The 25,253-nt window shown below is 38.7% G+C and carries 25 protein-coding genes; all 25 read right to left on the bottom strand.

Translation table 11 applies throughout. The annotated features are described in order from the left end of the window. Positions 1-250 precede the first annotated feature (250 nt). The 25 genes from QM865_RS05320 to dhaK all read right to left on the bottom strand — a co-directional run bounded on the left by QM865_RS05320 (position 251) and on the right by dhaK (position 25,210). On the bottom strand, positions 251-871 hold the full coding sequence (locus QM865_RS05320; RefSeq protein WP_414306189.1) for an ATP-grasp domain-containing protein: 621 nt from the start codon (positions 869-871) through the stop codon (positions 251-253). Between the two features lie 247 nt (positions 872-1,118). Further along, a complete protein-coding gene (rlmD, locus tag QM865_RS05315) occupies positions 1,119-2,477 on the bottom strand; it encodes a 23S rRNA (uracil(1939)-C(5))-methyltransferase RlmD (RefSeq protein ID WP_414306187.1) in 1,359 nt (452 codons plus the stop codon). A 96-nt stretch (positions 2,478-2,573) separates the two neighbouring features. After that, complete coding sequence (sdbB, locus tag QM865_RS05310; RefSeq protein WP_261052284.1) at positions 2,574-3,131, bottom strand: thiol-disulfide oxidoreductase-associated lipoprotein SdbB; 558 nt, start codon at positions 3,129-3,131, stop codon at positions 2,574-2,576. Positions 3,132-3,141: 10 nt separating this feature from the next. Then, positions 3,142-3,849: a thiol-disulfide oxidoreductase-associated membrane protein CcdA2 gene (gene ccdA2 / locus QM865_RS05305; protein WP_414306186.1), complete on the bottom strand. Its 708-nt coding sequence runs from the start codon at positions 3,847-3,849 to the stop codon at positions 3,142-3,144. Positions 3,850-4,110: 261 nt separating this feature from the next. After that, positions 4,111-4,971, bottom strand: a complete 861-nt coding sequence (locus tag QM865_RS05300; RefSeq protein WP_000631543.1) for a methionyl aminopeptidase — start codon at positions 4,969-4,971, stop codon at positions 4,111-4,113. A gap of 15 nt (positions 4,972-4,986) precedes the next feature. Further along, positions 4,987-6,264: a CBS-HotDog domain-containing transcription factor SpxR gene (gene spxR / locus QM865_RS05295; protein WP_023942527.1), complete on the bottom strand. Its 1,278-nt coding sequence runs from the start codon at positions 6,262-6,264 to the stop codon at positions 4,987-4,989. After that, positions 6,257-6,808, bottom strand: coding sequence for a GNAT family N-acetyltransferase (locus QM865_RS05290; protein WP_265471599.1), 552 nt, complete (start codon positions 6,806-6,808; stop codon positions 6,257-6,259). Before QM865_RS05290 ends, spxR begins: the two co-directional genes overlap by 8 nt. Before the next feature lie 15 nt (positions 6,809-6,823). Further along, complete coding sequence (locus QM865_RS05285) at positions 6,824-8,083, bottom strand: UDP-N-acetylglucosamine 1-carboxyvinyltransferase (RefSeq protein ID WP_414306185.1); 1,260 nt, start codon at positions 8,081-8,083, stop codon at positions 6,824-6,826. A 519-nt stretch (positions 8,084-8,602) separates the two neighbouring features. Then, complete coding sequence (locus QM865_RS05280) at positions 8,603-9,592, bottom strand: lipoate--protein ligase (protein WP_414306184.1); 990 nt, start codon at positions 9,590-9,592, stop codon at positions 8,603-8,605. A gap of 59 nt (positions 9,593-9,651) precedes the next feature. After that, on the bottom strand, positions 9,652-11,355 hold the full coding sequence (gene lpdA, locus QM865_RS05275) for a dihydrolipoyl dehydrogenase (RefSeq protein WP_414306183.1): 1,704 nt from the start codon (positions 11,353-11,355) through the stop codon (positions 9,652-9,654). A gap of 45 nt (positions 11,356-11,400) precedes the next feature. Next, positions 11,401-12,444: a dihydrolipoamide acetyltransferase gene (locus tag QM865_RS05270; protein ID WP_414306182.1), complete on the bottom strand. Its 1,044-nt coding sequence runs from the start codon at positions 12,442-12,444 to the stop codon at positions 11,401-11,403. 575 nt (positions 12,445-13,019) lie between these two features. Beyond that, a complete protein-coding gene (locus QM865_RS05265) occupies positions 13,020-14,012 on the bottom strand; it encodes an alpha-ketoacid dehydrogenase subunit beta (RefSeq protein ID WP_000448702.1) in 993 nt (330 codons plus the stop codon). Between the two features lie 15 nt (positions 14,013-14,027). Beyond that, positions 14,028-14,996, bottom strand: a complete 969-nt coding sequence (locus tag QM865_RS05260; RefSeq protein WP_414306181.1) for a thiamine pyrophosphate-dependent dehydrogenase E1 component subunit alpha — start codon at positions 14,994-14,996, stop codon at positions 14,028-14,030. A gap of 142 nt (positions 14,997-15,138) precedes the next feature. Continuing rightward, the gene (gene pdrM / locus QM865_RS05255; protein ID WP_414306180.1) at positions 15,139-16,509 is read right to left on the bottom strand and encodes a sodium-coupled multidrug efflux MATE transporter PdrM; all 1,371 of its coding nucleotides are present in this window, start codon (positions 16,507-16,509) and stop codon (positions 15,139-15,141) included. 41 nt (positions 16,510-16,550) lie between these two features. Further along, positions 16,551-17,819 carry a dihydroorotase gene (locus tag QM865_RS05250; protein ID WP_261229714.1) on the bottom strand — a complete coding sequence of 423 codons (1,269 nt, stop codon included), beginning with the start codon at positions 17,817-17,819 and terminating at the stop codon, positions 16,551-16,553. A 12-nt stretch (positions 17,820-17,831) separates the two neighbouring features. Further along, positions 17,832-18,296: an NUDIX hydrolase gene (locus tag QM865_RS05245; RefSeq protein ID WP_001135783.1), complete on the bottom strand. Its 465-nt coding sequence runs from the start codon at positions 18,294-18,296 to the stop codon at positions 17,832-17,834. Between the two features lie 9 nt (positions 18,297-18,305). Next, positions 18,306-18,959, bottom strand: a complete 654-nt coding sequence (locus QM865_RS05240) for a uracil-DNA glycosylase (RefSeq protein ID WP_000401338.1) — start codon at positions 18,957-18,959, stop codon at positions 18,306-18,308. A 61-nt stretch (positions 18,960-19,020) separates the two neighbouring features. After that, on the bottom strand, positions 19,021-19,713 hold the full coding sequence (locus QM865_RS05235; protein ID WP_414306179.1) for a YjjG family noncanonical pyrimidine nucleotidase: 693 nt from the start codon (positions 19,711-19,713) through the stop codon (positions 19,021-19,023). A 120-nt stretch (positions 19,714-19,833) separates the two neighbouring features. Further along, positions 19,834-20,046, bottom strand: coding sequence for a hypothetical protein (locus QM865_RS05230; protein ID WP_414306178.1), 213 nt, complete (start codon positions 20,044-20,046; stop codon positions 19,834-19,836). A 48-nt stretch (positions 20,047-20,094) separates the two neighbouring features. Beyond that, positions 20,095-20,310: a hypothetical protein gene (locus QM865_RS05225; RefSeq protein ID WP_414306177.1), complete on the bottom strand. Its 216-nt coding sequence runs from the start codon at positions 20,308-20,310 to the stop codon at positions 20,095-20,097. Between the two features lie 507 nt (positions 20,311-20,817). Continuing rightward, a complete protein-coding gene (locus QM865_RS05220; protein WP_414306176.1) occupies positions 20,818-21,720 on the bottom strand; it encodes a hypothetical protein in 903 nt (300 codons plus the stop codon). 164 nt (positions 21,721-21,884) lie between these two features. After that, complete coding sequence (locus QM865_RS05215) at positions 21,885-22,616, bottom strand: hypothetical protein (protein WP_414306175.1); 732 nt, start codon at positions 22,614-22,616, stop codon at positions 21,885-21,887. Positions 22,617-23,249: 633 nt separating this feature from the next. Beyond that, on the bottom strand, positions 23,250-23,624 hold the full coding sequence (gene dhaM / locus QM865_RS05210; protein WP_414306174.1) for a dihydroxyacetone kinase phosphoryl donor subunit DhaM: 375 nt from the start codon (positions 23,622-23,624) through the stop codon (positions 23,250-23,252). After that, positions 23,624-24,199 carry a dihydroxyacetone kinase subunit DhaL gene (gene dhaL, locus QM865_RS05205; protein WP_060805550.1) on the bottom strand — a complete coding sequence of 192 codons (576 nt, stop codon included), beginning with the start codon at positions 24,197-24,199 and terminating at the stop codon, positions 23,624-23,626. Before dhaL ends, dhaM begins: the two co-directional genes overlap by 1 nt. Positions 24,200-24,220: 21 nt before the next feature. Then, positions 24,221-25,210 carry a dihydroxyacetone kinase subunit DhaK gene (gene dhaK / locus QM865_RS05200; protein WP_101776695.1) on the bottom strand — a complete coding sequence of 330 codons (990 nt, stop codon included), beginning with the start codon at positions 25,208-25,210 and terminating at the stop codon, positions 24,221-24,223. Between the last annotated feature and the right edge of the window lie 43 nt (positions 25,211-25,253).

Genomic DNA, 25,253 nt, shown 5'->3' with positions numbered 1-25,253 from the left:
CGATGAAATCAAGCATTAGTAAAACCAGTGGAATTTACCCTGACACAGATTTCCACTGGTTTTTAGGATTTTTATCAGACTAACTTCCACTTGTACTAGCGGTGGAACTTAGTTTGGGAATTTACCTTTTTAAAAATAATTCCCGCGTACGCATGTCTGATAACTAAAAAATTCTTTTGCCAAATACTAATAAAAAAGTGACTTACTAGTTACAGTTACACACAGATTCACTTCTGTTCCTTTTAGAAACTTATATTTTCATTTTCAGGCATAGTAAAATATCGTTTTTTTCAAAATAGGGTTTTACCATTTCTTTCCATCTAGCTTTATGAAAATTAATTGAGTTTAAAGGAGAGAGTCCATAATTTCCCAATGCATAACCATCATTTACTTCAACAACAAGTGTTCTGCCATCGCGAGTAACACCGATATCTAGTCCATAAGCTATTGGCGCATCTTTCCAACATGATATAGCTTTATCAATTACACTAGGATCAAATTGTGCATGATAATCACCTGTATAGGGGCGAACATCTAATACGCGACCATCTAACACAAAACAACGCCATTCTGCTATGAATTCTACAACTTCACTAATCCAGATAGGATAGTCGAAAGGTAGACCAATACCTATCAAATCATGGGTTCCATTAACAACTCTTCCCGTAAAGACTTTTGAACCAGCATAGTCTGGTAGGTTTGTAGGATTAAAAAACTCTACTTCAAATCCATCTTCTGTTTCTAAAGTATATCCCGGGATTTGAGCTACAAAAATTTTCCCATCTTTTATTGAATCAAATGCGACTATATATTTAGAATAATTATTTTGGTAAAATTCCAATATAACCATCGATAATCTCTCTATTTTCATCATTAGGCTAATGTAAATAAGCACGTCACCTGATCAGTTCAGGTTTTCTGTATCATCTCATCATATTTCCTACTTACTTTACGAGTCCTATACCCAGAACACACCTTATCAATCTTCGGTCTCACCTCGTCGCATTGGCTGAACATCTACTTTTTCTTTGCTGATGCTTCAACTCGTACAAGCAGTGCTACCGCCTCAACATGGTGCGTTTGCGGGACTCAAAAGGTTTGGGTGAACCTTTTGAGGATTAATTGCGTTTCTCTAACAAACTCACACATTCAACGTGGTGCGTTTGAGGAAACAAATCCACCGGCTGGACTTTCTTCAACTCGTATCCCAATTCTTGGTAGAGTTTGATATCACGCGCCATGGTTGCCACATTACATGAAATATAGGCAATGCGGTCTGCTCCTGTTTGGCTACTTGCCTTGATAAAGCTCTCGGTCAAGCCCTTACGTGGAGGATCAACTAAGATAACGGTTGGTTGAATACCGTCTTTGAGCCAATTCTTTATGGCATTTTCAGCTGTGTCACATACATAGTGGGCGTTTGAAATATGGTTCAGTTGGGCATTCTTCTTGCTATTCTCAACCGCTTCTGGAATCACTTCAACACCATAGACTTCCTTGACATGTTTCGCAACAGAGAGGCCAATCGTCCCGATACCAGAATAGGCATCAATGACCACATCATCTTCTTTTAATTCAGCAAAGTCAATGGCTGTTTGATAGAGTTTTTCAGCCATTTCAGTATTGACTTGGTAAAAGGCAGGGCCAGCGATTTGGTAGTCATTTCCCAACATTTGGTCGGTAATATAGTCTTGACAATAAAGAGTTTTCCACTCCTTACCAAAAATCGCATTGGTATTCTGGTCGTTGATATTTTGCATAACAGAGACAATCTCTGGGAATTGCTTGATTAGTTGGTCAATTAATTGCTCCACACGGAAAACTTTAGGACGAGTTGTTACCAAAATAACCATGATTTGCCCTGAATAGTGCCCACGACGCACCACAAGGTTTCGAATCAAGCCAGCTTGTTCCTTTTCATCATAAGGTTTCAAATCATAACGACGGAGCAAGTCGCGTAGGGCTACAACTACCTCATCAATCACAGGATCTTGGATAAAGAAATCTTCCAAAGGCATGAGGTCATGTGAATTTTTACGGAAAAATCCAGTTTCCAAGACACCATTTACTCGACGAACAGGCACCTGTGCCTTGTTGCGGTACTTGACTGGATTTTTCATACCCAAAGTTTCAGCAACCTCTACATCAGCAATTCCTGCAATCTTGTAAAGACTGTCCTTAACTTGCTTGGTTTTAAACTTAAGCTGTTCTGGATAAGCAAGATGCCCCAAGTCAGCGATACCTGAGCGTAGATAAGCCAAATCTAGATCTTGATTACGGTGTGATGACTGGACAAGGTATTCTTCTACTTTTCCGAAACCAATCTTTTTATTGACCTTGAGGACACGCATGAGGATTTTTTCACTCGGTAAAGCATTCTCGACAAAAAAGACCAAACCATCCACCTTGGCAACTCCTGCCCCTTCATGGGTCAAGTCAACAATTTCAACTTCTACAATATCATTTTTCTTTAACATTCTCTTCTCTTTCTATTGGCCGACAAAAAAGACGGCAACGTTACGGTTACCATCTATTATACCATGAAATTTGTAATCAGATTCTCTTTATCTATGCTAGTTCATTTCTTTAAAGGCTGCTTCTGCATCCGCGTTGCTGATAACACCAAATTGTATCTTTCCAATCTTTCCTTGACTGTCAATCAGGTATTCTGTAGGAATGCTTCGGATTTGATAAGCTTGGAAGGTGGTTGCTTTTGTGTCATAAAGAACTGGTATATCCTTATAACCTTGATCTTGGAACCATTGTGGGAATTGCTCAACAGTTTTTTCGCCTTGAATACCCGGTGCAATGACACTAAGAATTTCAAAATCACGATCTGGTTTCGCCGCTAGTTCCATCAACTCTGGCATACTTTTCTTACATGGACCACACCAGGAAGCCCAAAACTTCAAATAGACTTTTTTACCCTTATAATCCGATAACTTAACTTCTTTACCGTCCATAGATTGCAAGGTAAAATCTGGAGCATCTTTTCCAACAGCAATTTGTTGTACAGGCGTTTGTTGTTTTGGCTGTTGTGCTGCTTGAGTCTTTTTAGTCTCTTCCTCACCACAGGCCATCAATACGACTAATGACAAGAGGCTTAAGCCAGCAAATATTATTTTTTTCATTTGTTCTCCTTTATTCAAAAATTCCAGCTAGAACATTTACTTGTCCTAATAGTAACAAAATTCCCATTAAAATAATGAGGAAACCACCAATTTTCTTCAGTAGCATCATATGACGCTTGATTTTACTAAAATAAGGCATCACGACTCCTGAAGCTAGGGCCAAGACCAAGAAAGGAATTGCCATCCCTAAAGTGTAAATCAAGGTATAGATAGCACCTTGCCAAGCGCCATTGCCTCCAGAAGCCGCAAGCGCTAAAACAGAACTCAAAACTGGACCGATACAAGGCGTCCAACCGAAGCTAAAGGTAATACCGAGTAAAAAGGCCGACCAATAACGATTGGCTTCTGATTTCTTAAAAGTAAAGCTTTTTTGAACCTCTAATTTCTTAAAATGAAAAATTTCCATCTGGTGAAGGCCTAAAATGATAATAATTGCTCCCATGGTATATCGAAACCAATTGGCATAGAGAATATTACCAAAGTAACCAGCACCAAATCCTAGAATAAAGAAAATGAGTGAAATACCTGCGATAAAGCAAAGCGTTCGAATCAAACCTGACCAAGCAACTTTTCTTCCAAATAAGGAGAAGCTTTTTGCACTTTCCTGATCATCCAATAAAATTCCAGCATAAACTGGCAGAAGAGGAAAAATACAGGGAGAAAAGAAGGACAATACCCCTGCTAGAAAAACGGAGATTGAAAAGACTATCGTTTCCAATAAAGAACCAACTTTCTTAAGAATTTAAACCTATTGTACTATAAATGTTAAAATTTGTATCAAGTTTGCTACGGTTAACTGTTTTTGTCATTATATTAAACAAACTCTTTAATAGTACACTATGTTTTCTAAAACATTGTTAGAAATTGATTTGAATTTCTCAATCAAATTGTTCGGTTTTTTCATTCCATTATAGATAAAAGAAAAAGATTGAAGAAATTTGTCCAAGTCGACTTTTTCTTCAATCTACTTTTACTTATTTTAATAAGTCCCTTCTTCACCTTGGCTAGTCAAGATTACTGGACCATCCTTAGTAATGACGAATTGGTGTTCATATTGGCATGACAGTCCACCGTCAATGGTCTTATGCGCCCAACCAGTCTTCATATCTGTATCAATTTCCCAGTCACCTGTATTAATCATTGGTTCAATGGTTAAGACCATACCTTCACGAAGACGAAGTCCACGACCAGCAATACCATAGTTAGGAACCATTGGTTCTTCATGCATAGTTGGACCAACACCATGACCAACCAAATCACGCACTACACCGTAACCACGACTTTCAGCGTATTCTTGAATGGCTGCACCAATATCACCGATACGGTTCCCAACAACAGCTTGCTCAATTCCCTTATACATGGCTTCTTTAGTTACATCCATCAAGTTTTTCACTTCTTCGGACGGTGTACCAACAGCATAAGCCCAACATGAGTCTGCAAGACCACCAGAATAGCTCTGAGTGTATTTCTTCATTTGTTCCACATTGTTGAAGTTTAATTTTGAGACATTCAAATCGGATTTAGCAATAGGACCTCCCAAAACCATATCAACTTTGAGCAAATCACCATCTTTCAAAATATAGTGACGAGGGAAAGCATGAGCCACTTCATCATTAAGAGAGCAACAGGTAGCATAAGGATAGTCCATCATTGCACCGTCAACTCCAATCTGAAGTGGAAGGAAATTTTCTTCCTTACAACGACGGCGAACGTATTCTTCAACTTCCCACATATCTACGCCAGGCTTAATCAAATCACGTAAGCCGATATGAATACTTGCTAAAAAATCACCGGCCTTATCCATAGCTTCAATTTCACGAGCTGATTTTAATGTTATCATTATTTCTCCTAGTTTCTAATTAATTTTAACGGTCACATTTGCTTTTGAAACAATCTGATGACCATGATAAATATCGTAATCAATAATAGCTGATCGTCTAGTATGGTGGATAATGCGTGCTTGAATGCGCAGTATATCATCTATCTGAACAGCCTGCAAAAAGTAGATCAGCATTTGCTCGATGATGAGATTGCGACCACTATTCACAACTAAATCTTGGGTCATGTGAGTCAGAATTTCTGCCAATACACCATTGGCTAAAACTCCATTTTTCTCTAGCATAAAGGGTTCCACTGTAATCACTACTTCATCATGATGATAAGAAAGTTTTTGACCAATCTGCTCAGAAAAAGTAGGTAGAGCAGAAACTTGGGAACGACTCATCTTCTCCATGACATCTCGTCTGGTTACAACCCCAAGCAAGGTTTGATTATTTCGAACAACCGGTACCATTTCAAAGTCTTCAGCAATCATCCGTTGACTCACATTGGCAATATTTGTCGATAATCCAACCAAAAATAGACTACGAGACATGACCTTGTCAATTGTGGTACTTGGTGACTTATCACCAGCGTCTCTCATGGTAACAACCCCAACAACAACCTGATGTTGATTGATAACTGGGAAACGGCTGCTACGATTCTTACGAACTAAGTCCAAATAATCTTTGACTGTGTCGGTTTCTCTCAGAAAACCATATTCATGACTCGGACGATAAAGTTTCTCAACTGTCAGAATATCAGTCTTGATTTGTACATTTGAAAGGGCTTTATTGATCATGGTCGCGACGGTGAAGGTATCATGCTTACTTCTTAGAACAGGAATCCCTTTTTGATTAGCCAGTTTTAGTACATCATCATGAACCTGAAATCCACCTGTCACAAGAACTGCATTTTCATTTTCCAAGGCTAACAACTGAATACGGGTTCGGTCTCCGACAATCAAGAGCCCCCCGTCGTGAAGGTAAGACAAGATATTTTGTTCAGTCATTGCACCAATTGAAAACTTACTAAATTCTCTCTCTAAACCTTCTTGCCCAGCCAGAACCTCAGAAGAAGTCACTTCTGCAATTTCAGCAAAAGTTAATCTTTCAATCGCAACTTTCTGGGATTTGACGCGGATTGTTCCACTTCTAGGACGGGTCTCCACAATTCCACGGTTTTCAGCTTCTTTAATGGCCCGATAGGCAGTTCCATCACTGACTCCCAGATGGTTTGAAATGCTACGAACACTGACCCTTTTACCTACTGGTAATTCCTCCAAATAGCTTAGAATTTCCTGATGCTTACTCATTGAATTCTCCTTTTACATACCGAAATTCAAGATAATCTCGCATTTTTCTTGTGTAGCGATCACTTCCCTTAAACTGACGAGTCAAACGGAATCCAGCCTTAAGAGCAACCTTTTGACTTGCTTCATTTTCGAGGTGGGTAATAATGGACAATTGTTTTAAACCAAATTCTTCAAAAGAAAGTTGACAAATTTTTCTAACAACCTCTGTCATAAATCCTTGAGACCAAGCATCTTTTCTCAAAAAATAGCCAAGCTCAGCTTCTTTTTTGATTTCATCTAACTTCTCAAATTTAATAGAACCAATCATTTGTTGATTCTTTTGGTCACAAATTGCCCACACTCCCAAAGGGGACTTCATAAAGTAATTGGCCAGTGCATATTGACTTTCTTCTAGACTTGCCTGAGTTGGGAAAATAAATTGTAAATTTTCAGGATTTGAGGCTATCTCATGGAAGTCTTGACTATCACTAAAAAAGAAAGGACGCAAATACAAGCGATCCGTTTCAAAAAAAGAAAACATTGCTAATTTGGTCCAAATATTCATAAACACCTCTACGGTTTAATCCTCAACAAGTGTAATATCTGCTCCTAGATTACGTAATTTTTCAATAATATCAGAATAACCACGTAAGATAAACTCGATATTTGTGATTTCAGTTTTACCTTCAGCCATAAGCCCAGCAATGACTAGTGCAGCTCCAGCTCGTAGGTCAGTTGCTTTAACACTTGCCCCACGCAAATTACGTCCGCCTGTGTACAAAATATGACCATTTGTTGTCGAAATGTCCGCATCCATCTTTGCTAGTTCAAAAACATGATTTACACGTTTTTCGTAAATCGTATCGACAATTGTACCACGACCATTAGCTCTTAGTAAAAGAGGGGTAATCGGTTGTTGCAAATCGGTAGCAAAACCTGGGTAAGGAGCCGTCTTAATATTGATTGCTTTCAAATTAGACTGTTCCTCGACAAAAATGCTGTCTTCAGATACAGTCATCCTCACTCCCATTTCTTCCAGCTTAGCAATAAATCCTTCTAGGTGTTCGTAAAGAACATTATTTATACGAATCCCCTTGCCGACTGCAGCAGCTAAGGAAATATAGGTTCCAGCTTCGATACGGTCTGGAATCACCTGATGACGGGTTCCATGTAATCTTTCAACACCATCAATAATGATGATATTCGTTCCTGCACCGCGGATATGGGCTCCCATATTATTCAAGAGAGTAGCTACATCAATAATCTCAGGCTCACGGGCCGCATTTTCAATAATAGTACGACCATTCGCTTTAACCGCAGCAATCATCGTATTGATCGTTGCCCCTACACTAACCGTGTCCATGTAAATACTTGCACCATGAAGTCCTGTATCTTTAGCAGATAACTTCATGTTATCTCCCTCGTAGCTAACAGTGGCACCCATAGCTTCAAAAGCCTTAAGGTGTAGGTCAATCGGACGAGGACCAAGATCACATCCTCCCGGTAGACCAACTGTCGCTTCACCAAAACGGCCTAAGAGACTCCCATAAAAATAGTAAGATGCACGAAGACTATTGATTTTCCCATAAGGCATTGGAATATTTTGAACACCTCTTGGATTAATCTCCAAGACATCGTCATAACGCTTAACAGTAGCTCCCATCAATTCCATAATTTCGACAAGACTGGCTACATCCGAAATATCTGGAACACAATCCAAAGTCACCACATCATCAGCCAATATAATAGCTGGAATTAAGGCCACAACGCTATTTTTAGCACCACTAATAGTGATTTCACCTTGTAGTGGTAATCCACCATTGATAACAATTTTTCTCATTCTAAGTTTTTAATACTCTTTCAAGATTTCTAATAAGGTCTTTAAAATAAATTATATCATAAATTTATCCTTTTTTCCATCCTTACCACTTTTATTGGAGATAGTAAGTAATAAATCGGATTAAGTTGAAAGGTTGAGTCCATATTTTATGAAACATCTTTTGATACTAAAAAATCCTAAATTAAGAATTATAAAATACCCCAAAAATTAGATTTTCTATGTCTAACTTTTGGGGTATCGTTCAACTATAGAAATAATAATCTTTTGGGATATTTATAGCAAGAAGAAATCAAAAACAACTCATGTCTGTGTCACCTTACAGATAATCTACTACTGACCTTCTCATCTCTATATTCAATTGCAAATAGTCGTATTTAATTGATTCAGAACAAACTTCCGAGTTTTTTTATTAAGCATTGGAAGTGGTTCTTTTTGATTCTCGTTCAGCAGGTTTTAAGACTTGTCCTATCCAGATAATATCTTGTCTGCAACCCACAATGACTAACAAATAGCTTTTCTTTACTCTACTACAGCTTCAGCGATTTCTTCACGACTAATACCAGCGAAGTAGCGTGTGATATCAATGCTTTCTAGAGCTTTAAGAACATCTTCGCGTTCGTATTTAACGCCACGAAGGACATCTTCTACAGCTGCAACGTCTTCGATACCAAAGAAGTCACCATAAATCTTGATATCTTGGATTTTAGATTCAATAATGTTAGCGAAGATTTCAACCTTACCGCTTGGGAATTTAGTTCCACGACGGACATTGTATTCAGGTGATTTCCCATAGTTCCAGTCCCAAGTTCCAAACTTAGTTTCTTTGATTCGATTGATTTCAGCCAATTCTTCATCTGAGAATACATACTCAGTCATCTCTGGGTACTCTTTTTTCATGTATTCCAAGAGTAAGTCACGGAATTCTTCAACTGTGATTTTTTCTGGTAATTCATTGATAATATTGGTTACACGAGCACGAACCGATTTCACCCCTTTTGATTCAAATTTATCCTTTGAAACCTTGAGGGCATTAGCAAGGACTGACAAATCAACGTCAAAGAGCAAGCAACCGTGGTGCATGATACGGCCATTGATATAGGCTTGAGCATTACCACAGAATTTCTTACCGTCGATTTCTAAGTCGTTACGACCTGTAAATTCAGCCTTAACACCAAGTTGAGCTAGTGTATTGATAACTGGAGTTGAGAAGCTCTTGAAGTCAAAAGCCTTGTTTTCATCTTCTTTTGAGATGATCGTGTAGTTGAGGTTATTTAAATCGTGGTAAACAGCTCCACCACCGCTAATACGGCGGACCACCTCAATACCGTTTTCGCGTACATAGTCACGGTTAATTTCTTCAATCGTATTTTGGTGACGACCGACAATGATAGATGGTTTGTTAATCCAAAGCAGGAAGATTTGATCCTCATCCAAAAGGTGTTTAAAGGCATATTCTTCCAAGGCGATATTAAAGGCAGTGTCGTTTGAATGATTGATAATATATTTCATGATATCCCTTTATACGATAGAGACTGGAAAACATCTTTCCAGTCTAATCTATCTTTCTTTTATTTTTTCTTAGGTGAGTGGATGGCCATTCCTAGAACATCCGCAAATGCTTCATACATCACTTCAGAATAGGTTGGGTGTCCGTGGATAGTCTTCAACATTTCTTCTACAGTGATTTCCATTTCGATGATGCTTGACGCTTCATTGATCAACTCTGCAGCTGCAGGGCCAATGATGTGAACACCGAGGATTTCACCATATTTCTTGTCTGCAATGACTTTAACAAATCCTTGAGCAGCATCTGATGCAATGGCACGACCATTAGCAGCAAAGTTGAATTTACCAATTTGGACATCATATTTCTCACGAGCTTGTTCTTCTGTTAAACCAACTGCTGCTACTTCAGGAAGTGTGTAAATAGCTGCAGGAGTCAAGTTCAATTTAGCAACATGGTGATTTCCTTTAAGGGCATTTTCAGCGGCTACTTCACCCATACGGAAGGCTGCGTGAGCCAACATCTTGGTACCATTGATGTCACCTGGTGCATAAATACCAGGAACAGAAGTTTCCATGTACTCGTTAACCTTGATACGACCACGGTCTAACTCGAACTCTACTTCACCAATTCCTTCGAGGTCTGGTACACGACCGATTGAAAGAAGAGCTTTGCTTGCGATAATATCGTCTTTTCCTTCAATCTTGATACGAAGTTTACCATCTTCTTCGATGATTTCTTGCAGTTTAGTACCAGTCAAGATAGTCATACCTTTTCGTTCAAGAATCAAGCGAAGATTCTTAGAAACTTCAGCATCCATAGCTGGCACGATACGGTCCATCATTTCAATAACAGTTACCTTAGAACCAAATGTCATGAAGGCTTGACCGAGTTCAATACCGACAACTCCACCACCGATGATAACAAGGCTTTCTGGAACTTCGTTAATTTCAAGAATGTCGTCACTTGTCATGACAAGTGATGATTCCATACCAGGAACGTTAATCTTGCTGACTTTTGAACCACCGGCAAGGATGATCTTCTTAGTTTCAAGCAATTCAGAACCATTTACCAAGACGTTCTTGTCTTTAGTGATGGTACCAATTCCCTTATGAACAGTAACTCCATAACTACGAAGAAGACCAGCAACTCCGCCAACTAAAGTATTGACAACCTTAGACTTAGTTTCAAGGAGTTTGTCCATATCTACAGTGAAGTTTGGATTTTCGATTACGATACCACGATTTGCGGCATGACCGATGTTTTCGATAATTTCAGCGTTATGAAGGTAGGTCTTGGTTGGGATACAGCCACGGTTCAAGCAGGTTCCACCGAGTTCAGATTTCTCAACAAGGGCAACCTTACCACCGAGTTGGGCAGCTTTAATGGCTGCAACATAACCAGCAGGACCTCCACCAATCACAACGATATCAAAAGCATCATCGCTCTTACCATCATCATTTGAAGCACTTGCTGCAGGTGCTGGGCTAACTTCTGGTGCAGCTGCTCCAGCTGTTGGGATATTTTCCCCTTCTTCTCCGAGGTAACCGATAACTTCCGTTACAGGGACTGTTTCGCCATCTCCTTTTAGGATAGCAATCAAGTACCCATCTTCTTCGGCTTCCAATTCCATACTGACTTTATCAGTCATGATTTCCAAAAGGATTTCTCCTTCTTTTACAAATTCTCCGACTTTTTTATTCCATTGGACGATTTGTCCTTCTGTCATATCCACGCCGGCTTTTGGCATAATTACTTCTAAGGCCATGTCTTCCTTCCTTTATCTATATCTTAAAAATAAATACTCTTGTTCTTAAATCAACATTGAGATTGGATTTTCAATCAATTCTTTCAAGTCCTTCATAAACTTAGCACCAGCCATACCATCTACGACACGGTGGTCAATGGTTAAACCAAGACTCATGATTGGGCGAATCACAATTTCACCATTGACGACAACTGCCTTCTCAATTGTCGAACTGACACCAAGGATAGCTGAGTTTGGTTGGTTAATGATCGGACCAAAGGACTGAACGCCAAACATTCCCAAGTTACTGATAGTAAATGTTGAATTTTGCAGTTCGCTTGGAGCTAATTTACCATCCAAGGTACGGCCAATAACATCCTTAAAGGCTACAACCAGTTCTGAAAGACTCATCTTCTCAGCATTGTAAACAACAGGTGTCATCAATCCATTATCCATCCCAACTGCCATGGCAAGGTTGACGTAGTTATGAGTGATAATGGTCTTGCCGTCTTCTGTCAATGAAGCGTTGATGTATGGGTGTTTCATAAGAGTCTTAACAACTGCAAGTGAAAGAAGGTCTGTTACAGTAGTCTTCTTCCCAGTTGCTTCCATGATTGGCTCAAGAACCTTCTTACGAAGAGCCAACATTTCAGTCATATCAACTTCATAGTTGAGGGTGAAGGTTGGCGCAGTTAGGTAAGATTCAACCATACGTTGGGCAATAACCTTACGCATTGGTGTCATTGGAATACGTTCAATTTCACCGTATGGTGTTACGTTATCAGGAACTTCTTCCACTTTTTCAATCTGAGCAGGAGACTTGATGGTATCGTTTTCGATATTTTCAGGAAGCAAGGCCAAAACATCCTTCTTCATGATTTTACCACGATGACCAGTTCCTTGGATTTCCTGCCAAGCAATATTATGTTCGAGGGCAATTCGTTTTGCAAGTGGCGAAATGCGAACCACGTTTGTGTCTTTATAAGTTTCCACGTCTTCTTTGTGGACACGACCGTTTGCACCTGAGCCAGAAACGTCGTAGAGGTTGATCCCTAAATCATCCGCTAACTTTCTAGCCGCAGGAGTCGCTCTTAGCTTGTCATCAGCCATGACCTCTCCAATTCTATTATAAGATACTAAGGGCGTTTAAAAGCGACCGAAAAATAGGAAATCAACGCTAACTTCGATGAAGTCAAGGAGATTTATCTTTTTTCCGAGCTTTTAGCCCGTGTTCGAATATAAGATATTAAGGACTAAGAGGGCAATGAAAAAATAGGAGATTGACGATGTGTTCGATGAACACAAGGAAATCTATCTTTTTTTCGCAGACCTCCGTCCGAATTCAACTCTACAAGCAACTTGGATACAACACGTATCTCAAGTTGCTACGGTTGCCGCTATTAGGCGGTCAACCTAGTAGACTTACTAATTCATTCGTCGAATATTATCGATTCGACTCTCTCATGTCGCAACTCTTCAAATCACTTGGATACGAAACGTGTCTCAAGTTACTACGGTTGCCGCTATCAGGCGGTCAACCTTGTAGACTTACTAAGTCGTTCGTCGAATAACATCGATTCGACTCTCTCCTGTCGCAACTTTAGAAATAACTTGGGTACATTACATATCTCAAGTTACTAAAGTTAAAAGCAAGCATTATTTTACATAACTTATATTATGTAAATTTATTCTTTGTTATAAGTTTTACGGATGGCATCTTTGATGCTTTCAACTGTTGGAATCATTGCATTTTCTAGGTTTTGTGCATAAGGCATCGGCACATCTTCTCCTGCGCAACGGCGGATTGGTGCATCTAGATAGTCAAATGCTTCTGACTCTGAAATAATAGCTGAAATCTCTCCGATATAGCCACTTGTTTTGTGGGCATCGTTGACCAGAACAACCTTACCAGTCTTCTTAACTGAGTTAATGATAATATCCTTATCAAGCGGAACAAGGGTACGTGGGTCAACAATTTCAACAGAAATGCCTTCTTCTGCTAATTCTTCAGCTGCTTGAACCACACGACGGAGCATTTTTCCATAAGTAACAACTGTTACATCCGTACCTTGGCGTTTGATTTCCCCAACTCCAAGTGGGATCGTGTAGTCTGGATCAACTGGCACTTCCCCTTTTTGGTTAAATTCTGACTTGTACTCAAGAATAATAACAGGGTTATTATCACGGATAGAAGACTTAAGCAGTCCTTTCATGTCCGCAGGTGTTCCAGGTGCTACAACCTTAAGTCCAGGAATGTGAGTAAACCAAGACTCTAGTGATTGCGAGTGCTGGGCTGCAGAACCAACTCCGTTACCAGCAGCGCATCGAACGGTCATTGGAACCTGACCTTTACCACCAAACATGTAACGTGTTTTCGCAGCTTGGTTGACGATATTGTCCATGGCAATAACCGAGAAATCCATGAAGGTCATATCGACGATTGGTCGAAGGCCTGTCATGGCTGCTCCGGCTGCTGCACCTGAAATGGCAGCTTCAGAAATTGGACAATCACGAACACGTTCTGGACCAAATTCTTCAAGCATTCCAACAGAAGTACCGAAGTCTCCTCCAAAGACACCGACGTCTTCTCCCATCAAGAATATATTTTCATCGCGACGCATTTCCTCAGACATAGCAAGGATAATGGTGTCACGGAAGGACATTGTTTTTGTTTCCATTTTATCTCTTTCTCCTTAGTCTGCGTAAATATCTTCAAATGCTGATTCAAGTGGTGGGAATGGACTTTCTTCCGCAAATTTAACAGAAGCTTCTACTGCTTCCTTAACTTGCGCTTGGATTTCTTCCAATTCTTCGGCACTTGCAATGTTATTTTCAATAAGATGCTTGCGAAGATTTTCAATTGGGTCTTTTTGTTTCCACAGTTCCACTTCTTCACGTGTACGATATTTACCAGGGTCAGATGATGAGTGACCAAGCCAGCGATAAGTAACACTTTCAATCAAGACAGGCCCATTGCCACCACGAACATGATCTACAGCTTTCTTAAATCCTTCATAAACGTCGATGACATTGTTTCCATCTTCGATGAACATTCCAGGAATTCCATAAGCAGCGCTACGTTGATGGATATGTTCTACGTTGGTCATTTTCTTGATATCCGCAGAGATTCCATAACCGTTGTTAATGCAATAGAAAATGACTGGCAGGTTCCAGATAGAAGCCATATTTACTGCTTCATGGAAAACACCTTCGTTGGTCGCACCATCACCAAAGAAGCAGACAACGATTTTTCCAGTATTTTGCATTTGCTGACTAAGGGCTGCACCAACAGCGATTCCCATACCACCACCTACGATACCATTGGCACCAAGGTTACCAGCATCAAGGTCGGCGATATGCATAGATCCACCTTTACCTTTACAGGTTCCAGTGTATTTACCAAGGATTTCAGCCATCATTCCGTTGAGGTCAATTCCTTTGGCAATGGCTTGCCCGTGTCCACGGTGATTTGAGGTAATCAGATCATCTGAATTGAGAGCTAACATAGCCCCCACGTTAGCTGCCTCTTCTCCAACAGAAAAGTGCGTCATTCCTGGCACTTTCCCTTTCTTTACTAATTGCGCAATTTTTAAGTCCATACGACGGATTTCTTCCATCTTACGGAACATCTCTAGCAAAAGATTTTTATCTAAAATTGACATCTTCTTGCCTTTCTAACTTTCTTCTTACCTTACTATTTTACCGTTTTTGGCAAATACTGTCAAAGTTTTTCTAAAGAAAATTTCACAAATTAAAAAAGAAAACCCCATAGGAATAAGGGATTTCCTTATCAAGAATATTTTTTCACAAACTTTGTATCGTTTGTTTTGCTAAAGATTCAAATCTCTTCATAATCACAGTTAAACGCCAACGGTAGAGAACCCCACTCACAATTAGACTAATAATCAAGCCGATCCAGTAAGAATAAGCTCCAAAATCTGTTAGAGAGTCGAATACCATAGCTACTGGGAGTGTCACCCCCCAGTAACCAACCAAACCAAGGTAAAAAGGAATAACGGTATCCTTATACCCCCGTAAAATTCCCTGAAGCGGTGCCGCAAAGGTATCTGCTAATTGGAAGAAAAGACTATAAGTCAAAAAGCGCGCTGTCAAATCAATAAATTCTGGGTCGTTACCATAAAGACTAGCCACATTTCCCCTAAAGATATAAAGGAAGGATAAGGTGAAGGCCGCAAAAATGAGGGCAGTCCATCTTCCTAGACCAATATAGGTTTTAGCATCATCAAATCGCTTGGCTCCCACTTCATAGGAAACGACAATAGCCATAGCCGATGAGATACTCATAGGAAAGGCGTACATAAGACTTGAAAAGTTCATAGCTGACTGATGACTAGCGATAATCAAGGACGAAAACTTAGCCATAATCAAGCCAACCACAGAAAAGATAGCTACTTCCGCGAAGACAGTTCCTCCAATAGGCAGACCTAAGCGAACTCCTTCCTTGATTTTATCCATATTAAGCGGAATGCGTTTCTCAAAATGCAAGGCTTTGAGCTTCTCCTGTTTAAATAAGACCGGAACAGAAATCCCAAGCAAGACCCAGTAGGCCAAGGAAGTACCTAAACCAGCACCAGCACCTCCCAGTTCTGGAACACCAAAGGCACCGTAAATCAAGAGATAGTTAAATCCGCTATTGAGAGGGAGTAACAAAAGCATGAGGTACATGGACAGTTTGGTCAAACCCAGCGAATCCAGCAAGGAACGAATGACACTAAAGAGCAACAAGGGGATAATCCCGATAGATAAAAACCAGAGATAGCGAACCGCTACTGCTGCCACCGGTGCTTCTAGTCCAATATGATTCAAGATTGGTGGTGCCAAGAAAAGCACCATCCCCAGCAAGACCACAGATAGACCCAAGGCCAAATAGATGAACTGGTAAAAATCGGATGCAACTTCTTCCTTTTTGCCTCGACCAAGATGGTGACCAATGATGGGCACCAAAGCTGAAACAATCCCTGTTAGGAAAGTAAAGAAAGGATTCCAGATACTGGTTGCCATAGACACACCAGCCAAGTCCATAGTATTGTATTGACCTGTCATAGTCGTATCAACAAAGGATGCAGAATAATTGGCAAATTGATAAATCAGGATAGGGAAAAATATCTTTAAAAATAAGATAAACTTATCTTTAAAATGATGGGTTTGGTACATATAAGCTCTCTATTCTTTTTGTTTACAGAGCAGACTCCCACCTAGTTTTGATAGACGATTTGTCCCTTACAGATGGTGTATTTAACCTGCCCTTTTAAGGTTTCACCGATGAATGGTGAATTAGCTGCTTTTGAAGCAAAATGGGAGTCCACAAGACGGTCAGCCTTAACATCAAAAATAGTGATGTCCGCTGGGCCATTCTCAGCCAAGTAACCTGCTTCAAAGTTGTAAAGCTTGGACGGGTTGTATGTCATTTTTTCGAGTAATTCCATCAAGCTTAACTCACCAGCTTCGACCAAATAAGTCAATCCAAGAGATAGAGATGTTTCTAAGCCAGTCATACCAGATGGCGCTTTGGTAATATCTTCGACATTTTTCTCATCTGCATGATGAGGCGCGTGGTCAGTCGCGATAACTGTGATGACACCTGACTTGAGACCTTCAATCACGGCACGACGGTCTGATTCCAAACGAAGCGGTGGATTCATCTTAGCATTGCTACCTTGTGTCAAAAGAAGTGCTTCTGTCTTAGAGAAATGCTGTGGCGCTACTTCTGCTGTGACTTGCGCGCCTAGCCCTTGAGCAAACTCAACTACTTTGACACTTTCTTCCTTAGACAAATGCTGAATATGGACATGAGCCTTAGTTGCATAGGCAATCATGACATCACGCGCCATCATAGCGTACTCAGCCACCCCAGTCGCACCGCAGATATGGAAATGTTCTTTAGCGATATTTTCATTAAAGCCAAGAACACCGTTCAAACCTGGATCTTCCTCATGAAGACTAATAAAGGTATTAAGCTTTTTAGCTTCCTCCATGGCTTCCTTGACAACTTTACTGCTCTCAAGCGGAATACCGTCATCAGAAAAACCAACAGCTCCAGCTTCTAAGAGTGCTTTAAAGTCAGTCAAATCTTGCCCATTAAAATTCTTAGTAATGGTCGCAACCGTCTTAACATTAATCTTCTCTTTGGCAGCTGACTGGAGAACTTCTTGCAAAGTCTCCACGTCTGAAATGGTTGGACTAGTATTAGCCATCATGACAACCGTGGTAAAACCACCTGCAACGGCTGCTAGGGCACCAGTATGGATGTCTTCCTTTTGGGTCTGACCAGGTTCACGAAAATGAACATGGATATCAACCAAGCCAGGAGCAACTACAAGACCTGTGGCATCCAGGATTTCTGCGCCTTCTTCTTTAATTTCAGGCGCAATTTTGATAATCTTTCCATCTTCAACCAAGACATCACACACTTGATCCAAACCAGACTTGGGATCCATAACACGACCATTTTTGATTAGTAGCATCTGCTTTCTCCTTTATTCATAAAAATCAACTTGGGTATCCAACAATTTATCCCCATCATAAACAAACTTAGCTGAAAAGAAGGGTTTGTCCTCTAAAAGCCACTCAACAAAGGTATGGTCACCTTCCCAAGTCGGCTTGCTCAAAACCTCATCATAAGGAACCCATTCCAGCGTCCCCTCATTGCAGTCAATCAAATCCCCCTCGAACTCCGTCACCTTAAAAACATAGGTGTACCAGTCTAAATCTGGTGTAAATTCAGGAAAAGTGATGACACCTTTTAGAACTGGCTTGGCTTTGAGCCCTGTTTCCTCAAGGATTTCACGCACCGCGCATTCCTGAGGTGTCTCTCCTCGCTCTAGCTTACCACCCACACCAATCCATTTTCCTTCATGAACATCATTTGGCTTCTTATTACGGTGGAGCATAAGCAGTTCTTTCCCGTTATCAATGTAGCAAATCGTCGCTAACTGAGGCATATTTTCTCCTTATCTAAGCCAATCGATTGGCTCTTGTCCTGTTTCTTTTAAGAATGCATTGGCCTTGGAAAAAGGCTTGGAACCCCAAAATCCTCTATAAACTGACAAAGGACTGGGATGGGCTGATTCGATAATCAAGTGATGAGGATTGGTAACTAAGGCCTTCTTCTTGCGTGCATAAGCTCCCCAGAGTACAAAAACGACTTGTCTATCTAGATGATTGACCACCTGAATCACAGCATCCGTAAAAGGCTCCCATATCTGCCCAGCATGACCATTAGCCCGTCCAGCCGGAACTGTCAAACAAGCATTAAGAAGTAAGACTCCTTGCTCAGCCCAAGCTGTCAAATCATGAGATTTCTTAACCCCGATATCATCTGACAATTCTTTCAAGATATTTTGCAAGGATGGTGGAGCTGGGATAGAGTCCGGTACAGAAAAACTCAAGCCCTGCGCTTGACCTGGCCCGTGATAGGGATCTTGCCCTAGAATCACCACCTTAACTTCTTCAAGCGGTGTTGTCAAGAGAGCCTGAAAAACCTTTTCCTTGGGTGGATAAATAGTCCCCTGAGCATAGACCTGATTCATAAACTGATTGATTTTCCCGAAATAACCCTCAGGTAATTGCTCCTTAATCAAAGCATGCCAAGACGAGTGTTCCATAGCCGACTCCTTCGTTTTTACTGCCTCTATTATAGCAAAAAGTGGCTGTCTAAACCACTTTTTACAGTTTATCTAAACAATCCAGCAAGTCTCGGTAAGAATGGACTTCGTAGGTTGGCTGGGCTTGTGTGGGATTTTCGAGTTGATGAGGATTGTACCAAATCGTGTCAATCCCAGCATTATTGCCGCCTTGAATGTCGGCGGTTAGAGAGTCTCCAATCATCAGCGTCTTTTCTTTGCTAAAACCTGCAATCTGTTGACCAATTTTTTCATAAAAAAGAGCATCCGGCTTTTGTGTTTGCAGCTGTTCAGAGATAAAGACTTGATTGAAATAAGGTGCCAGATCAGATTGAGCCAAACGCCCTGTCTGAATGGCAGTAATGCCATTTGTCGCAGCATACAAGTCATAATCACGCTCGATGAGGCTGTCCAAAAGTTCATGAGCGCCAGAAATCGTTTGTCCCTGTTGGGCTAAGTAAAATTGGTAACGTTGGGCTAGAAAACTACCATCTTTCTCCAGTCCAAAATGAGAAAATAAACGAGAAAAGCGCGTGTTAACCAGCTCTTGTTTACTAATTTTCTTTTGCTCCAAATCCTTCCAGAGAGCCTTGTTTATGGGAACGTAAAAGTCTTTGTAGGCCTGAATATCTGCAACCCCTTCTTCTTTTAGAAGTTGCGTCAAAGCCACATCCTCAGCAGCATCAAAATCAAGAAGAGTGTGGTCAAGGTCGAAAAGTAGAAATTTGTAGGACAATTTGAGAATTTTCCTTTCTAAGATAAACAACTTTCACTTCAGTCAGCTGTTTAATGTAAAAACTTAAAAGTGGTATAGTATCACAAAGAATAATCGTTCCAATGGATTAACTACCCCATACTATTCTAGTGAATTATAGAAAAATCTCCTATAAATTCGAGCAATAGTTAAAATACATACAAATATAATTCCCAAAATAGATAACACTATTTTCACAAAATTCATTTCAGAGCCTATTACATAGATATGAAAAAGAGGGGCTAGTCCTACACATATATACAATAGATAATTTATAAAGTTTATTTCACCAATTCCAGCAAAAAAATGTTTCATTTTAAATATCCCAATTTTACCTTTCGTCTTAATAATCCATTAACAACTCTATTGACTTCTCTTTTTTTTTTGGAAAAATCTTGATAGCAAATTTGCTCCACTTAATGCCACTAAGATTTCAATGGGCAAAAAATAGTAATCCCATATCAAATGAGAAATCAGCAATGTTAGAAATAGTATACAGTCAATATAACTATTCTGAAAATACTCTGTAATTACATAATACAGAAATGCCACAACCACTGAAATTAAAACAACCATCATAATACTATCATCCTGTTCTTAATTTATTGTCACTTTTTCCATCCCATTCCATTCATCAATAGCATTAAAAAATCCAAACAATAAATGATTACCTACTCACTAATACTATTCTAAAATTTAATTTTTTGGGGGATTTAGTAACCCAATACCAATTAGCAATACACCTAATATAAATAAAAGTATTTCCCAAAATTTATTCTCAGTTTTAATAAAAGGTATAAGATACATACTAACCAATATGGAACTTACCCCTAAAGGAGCAAAAACCACTCTGACTCTATCACTTAGTTTAAACATATTTAATTCCCCATAAAATAAGTACATAATCCATTCACTGCAACGTTTCTCCAAAAAAATTCCTTGTGAAGAGATAATACTCCATTAAGTTACACTATCTCTTCATTACTTAGATAAGATACTTTTTTACCTAATCATATTCTATAGATGAACAGATTTGCAAACCTAATTAGTTAAAATTATTTCATTTGTTGTACGAACAGGATGAATCTAGATTATCTTCTTATTACTAATCAATATCCTTCGTGACTTCATCTTGGCATATTCTCTATTCATACAGAAATCAAAATTTTGCCTTAAGCAACTTGTATAATAGAAAAAATCTAATTGATTGATTCTGATGAGCCGTATTCTAATTTTATCAATCTTTTCTTGCCAGTTGTTATTGTTACTAATAGTAATTTCATACAGTAGTAACTCGGCAAGGCCTGTACACAGAAGGGTGTTCTGAGAATCTTCAATTTTTTTCAAAATATCCTCAAAGACCTCGCTATCCGTTAAAAAGGTGGATTGGTTAATCGCATCATACAGCAGAATACACATTAAGTCAGAATAACTTAGCTCTGATTTTTGTATTTTATCCTTTAACGTATTGGTCAAATCCCTGTCAAACGAATCTTCTTTTTGCCATTTATTTTGATTGAAAAGAAATTCCGTCTTATTAAAAACGATATGGTTGATATCCATTATATTCCAAAAAAATATTGTAGTAAGCACAATTAGAACGAAAGGCATTTTAAAAATAAAGGCTATTATTATGACTATTTCAAGAATAAAACTCCATATAATTCTAGATTTCAAATCATCAGGCAACAAACTTTTACGATGAAATGAAAAATAGGGCGAGAATCTCACATTAACTTTTTTCCTTTTTATAAAAATAAAGGGAAAAATCGTAATAAGGCCTCTTTTCTTGTATAAATCTTTCAATGTATATAGTAGGTCCAAAACTATTTTTGAGAAAATTAAACTACAGAAAGTAAGACTCATACTGATAATAAAATCAAGGGGAATTTCTAGATTAAGTGGCAAGTTATTCACTAAGACATGCAACTCTAACCACAAAACTAAAAAAGGGAGCATTAGTAACAAAATAATTAGTTTACGCATCATAATTTTACAGCACCCTTATCTTTTTTTAAATTTTACATAAACTATCATTGCTATGATTAACATCAAAAAAACGACATTCATCCAAATAATCAACTTTTTAGACAAACAATTGCTTCGATATTGTGTTTTAAAAAGAAGAATCCCTTGTATATTTTCAATTTATATTACTTCTTATTTTTAAATAATTCATACTCTTTTTCTCTGATAAAAGGAAGTGAGAAATTAGAAAAAATTAGTAGAATTGAAAACAGATATTCGTCTTTTTGTATCACTAAAACATAACCTAAAAATATATAGACCATCAAATCTAATACAAACAGAGAAAATATCCTCCTTTTCATTACCTCACTTGAATTAAAGATTCTGTTTAATAGAATCTTTATCGTAGTATCTACACAAATTTTTATCAAAAAGATAAGAGTTAATACACGATTATCAACTGTACCATGAAGAATAAATGGAAATATAGTTAATATAAAACTAGAAATCTCTAAATATTTTATCCAAGGAGATTGAGACATCTTACTTTTAAACTGACTGATTTTCCTATACTCGCTAGCTAATCTAGTATCAAAATCTTTATCAATTATATTAAAGATTAAGAACTCCAGGATAAAAATACTGATTAATACGATATAAGTAGAAACCTTTCCTGGGAAATATTTATTGATTAAAATCGGGAAACTCATTAACAGAATCGAATTTATGGCTAGACAGATAGATACTATTTTATTTTTCACTGAATATATAGGGAGCGATACTATCGAATAGAGAAACGCTAAAAAAATAAGCAAGAAATACTCTGTGCTGCTAATTAGCGGCGCCCTTAATGATAAAAATAGATAGGCACCCCACACGATGATATGCGCTTTACGAATTGACTCTAAACTACTCATCTACCTACTCCTAAATCTATTTTTAGTTCACATTCTCTTTCCAACAAGTCATAAACTTTTCATGATATTTCCTTCTTTTACATTAGGTAAAGTTGAAATACATTTTTTGCAAGTGAAAATATGATTATTATTTAAAATCCCAAAAAGATCTATCCTTCTTCTAGACCTAAACCAAGTCAGATTAAAGATACAAATATAATGATAAGGCTTTCTTTTACTTTAGACTACCATAAAACAAGGAATCTTTCAACAAAATTCATTGGTAAAACACTATCCTATACAATTGACAGCTCAAATCTTTCAGAATAGAACAATCCTAACTAACGAATACCCTAACTTCATAAATATCTATGCAATCCTATACCTAGAATTCCTATAAACTAAATGTTTTCGTACTCTTCTAAGTAATTGATTGCCTTAAATTTTAATTTTTAAAGAATTCTAAAGATAGAATAGTCCCATCACAATCTGTTTTGAATGATTCACAATTTAGAAACGCTATGATTCTACTCCTTTTACATTAAAAAGGAACTGCCCAAAGCAATCCCTTTCTAATTTTGAAATTATTTACTTAAAATTTGATAGTTGAGATAATCAATAGCCCACCTATAAAAAGAGTTATAGTAAAATTCCTTATTTATTGATTTCAAGCTCCGACAACTGTGTTTGAATAACTGACAATTCTGCACCAGCCTGAAGAAGAGCAGCTGCAGTATAGGCACCTTCTACAATTGGAACCCTGTTGATGATGATACTTTTATCACTGAAATCAACCACCATTTCTAAGTTCATTTTAGCAGAACCTAGGTCAAAAAAAGCTAATAAAGTATCTGCTGGATTTTCGGAAACAACCCTATCTACTTGATCAAAACTCGTTCCAATTCCTCCATCTTCGGTTCCTCCTACATAAGTAATCGGAACATCTTTAGCTACTTCACTAATCAGTTCAACGACACCTTGTGCAATGTGTTTGGAATGTGAAACGATAACAAGACCAATACTTCCCATTAAACCACCCCAGTTTCTAAAAGAGCAGTAAAGAGTAATCCTGATGAAAATGACCCAGGATCAATATGTCCAAGAGAACGTTCTCCTACATAAGATGCCCTTCCTTTAGTTGCAAGTAAATCTTTGGTAGCATTCACTACCTCATCAATAATCTCATGAGTCAATTGACCAGCAGACAAGGCAGCAATAACGGGAGTCCAAACGTCAACCATTGTCTTCTCTCCAACTTCTGCTTTCCCACGTTTGACAATCATATCCAGACCACTTTGTAAGGTTTCTTCTAATTTTGAATGAGAATCAGCCTTGGCCATGCCCATAAAAGCAGAGCCATACAAGGGACCAGAAGCACCGCCTACCTTACTCAGTAGTTGCATTGAGACAAGTTTAAAGACATCACTGCTGGTCTCAAATTGCTTTCCTTCTAAGTTTTCCATAACTGCAGCCATTCCACGCGCCATATTTCCACCGTGGTCTCCATCTCCTATAGGAGTGTCTAGCTCACTAAGATAATCTTTCTGTTCTTGAATCTTTTCATTAAAAAGCTTCATCCATTCAAGAGCTTGTTCAGCATTCATTCGACATTTCCTCCTTGAGTTTTACCAAGCTGATGTTGTAACAGGTGCATTTAAAGCATCCAACCACTCATCATCTGCCAATCGAATCAATGTCAATGACAAACCAGCCATATCGATTGAAGTCATATAGTTTCCAATTTTCTTAAATGCCAACTCAACACCTTTTTCATGGAGTAATTTAGCCACATCATTTGCAAATACATATTGCTCCATCAGAGGGGTGCTTCCTAAACCATTGATGAGAAGGCCATAGCGTTCACCAGCCTTAAGTTGGAAACCTTCAGATAGTTTTTCAACCAATTCTGAGGCCAATTGTGCTGAAGGTTGCATTTTCTCTTTTTTATATCCTGGCTCACCGTGAATACCAACACCATATTCAAATTCATCATCTTCTAGAACAAATCCTGGTTTACCAACTTCAGGAACAGTTGCTCCAGACAAGGCCAGCCCAATTGTTTTAATTTCTAAGACAAGTTTATCAGCCAGTTCCTTCATTTCAGATAAAGATTTACCAGAACGAGCCGCATCACCCAAAATTTTATGGACTAATATAGTACCAGCAACACCGCGGCGACCTTGGGTATAGAGACTATTTTCAACAGCAATATCATCATCGACTACAACACTTGCTACATCAATACCTTCCATTTCAGCAAGTTCTTGTGCAATTTCAAAGTTCATGATGTCTCCAGAATAGTTCTTGATAACCATGAAAACTCCAGCACCTTCATCAGCTGCCTTAATGGCTTCTAAAATTTGATCCGGAGTAGGTGAAGTAAAGACTGCTCCACAAATAGCAGCAGACAACATTCCATCTCCTACAAATCCAGCATGACTTGGTTCATGTCCTGAGCCTCCACCTGAAATGAGCCCAACTTTCCCTGTCTTTTCTACCTTTCTAACGATGACATCAAAACCATCTAAGCGTTCTACCAAGTCATCATGCATGAATGACAATCCCTGCAACATTTCATCAACAACTTGTGTCGGTTCATTTATAATTTTTTTCATGAGAAACTCCTTTCGGCATGTACCTTTGTTTTCGCTTTCATTA

Source organism: Streptococcus mitis (assembly GCF_047462815.1).
GTDB classification, from domain to species: domain Bacteria; phylum Bacillota; class Bacilli; order Lactobacillales; family Streptococcaceae; genus Streptococcus; species Streptococcus mitis_DO.
The sequence above is the reverse complement of the archived record's forward strand: the minus strand, read 5'-3'. Positions and strand labels throughout refer to the sequence as shown.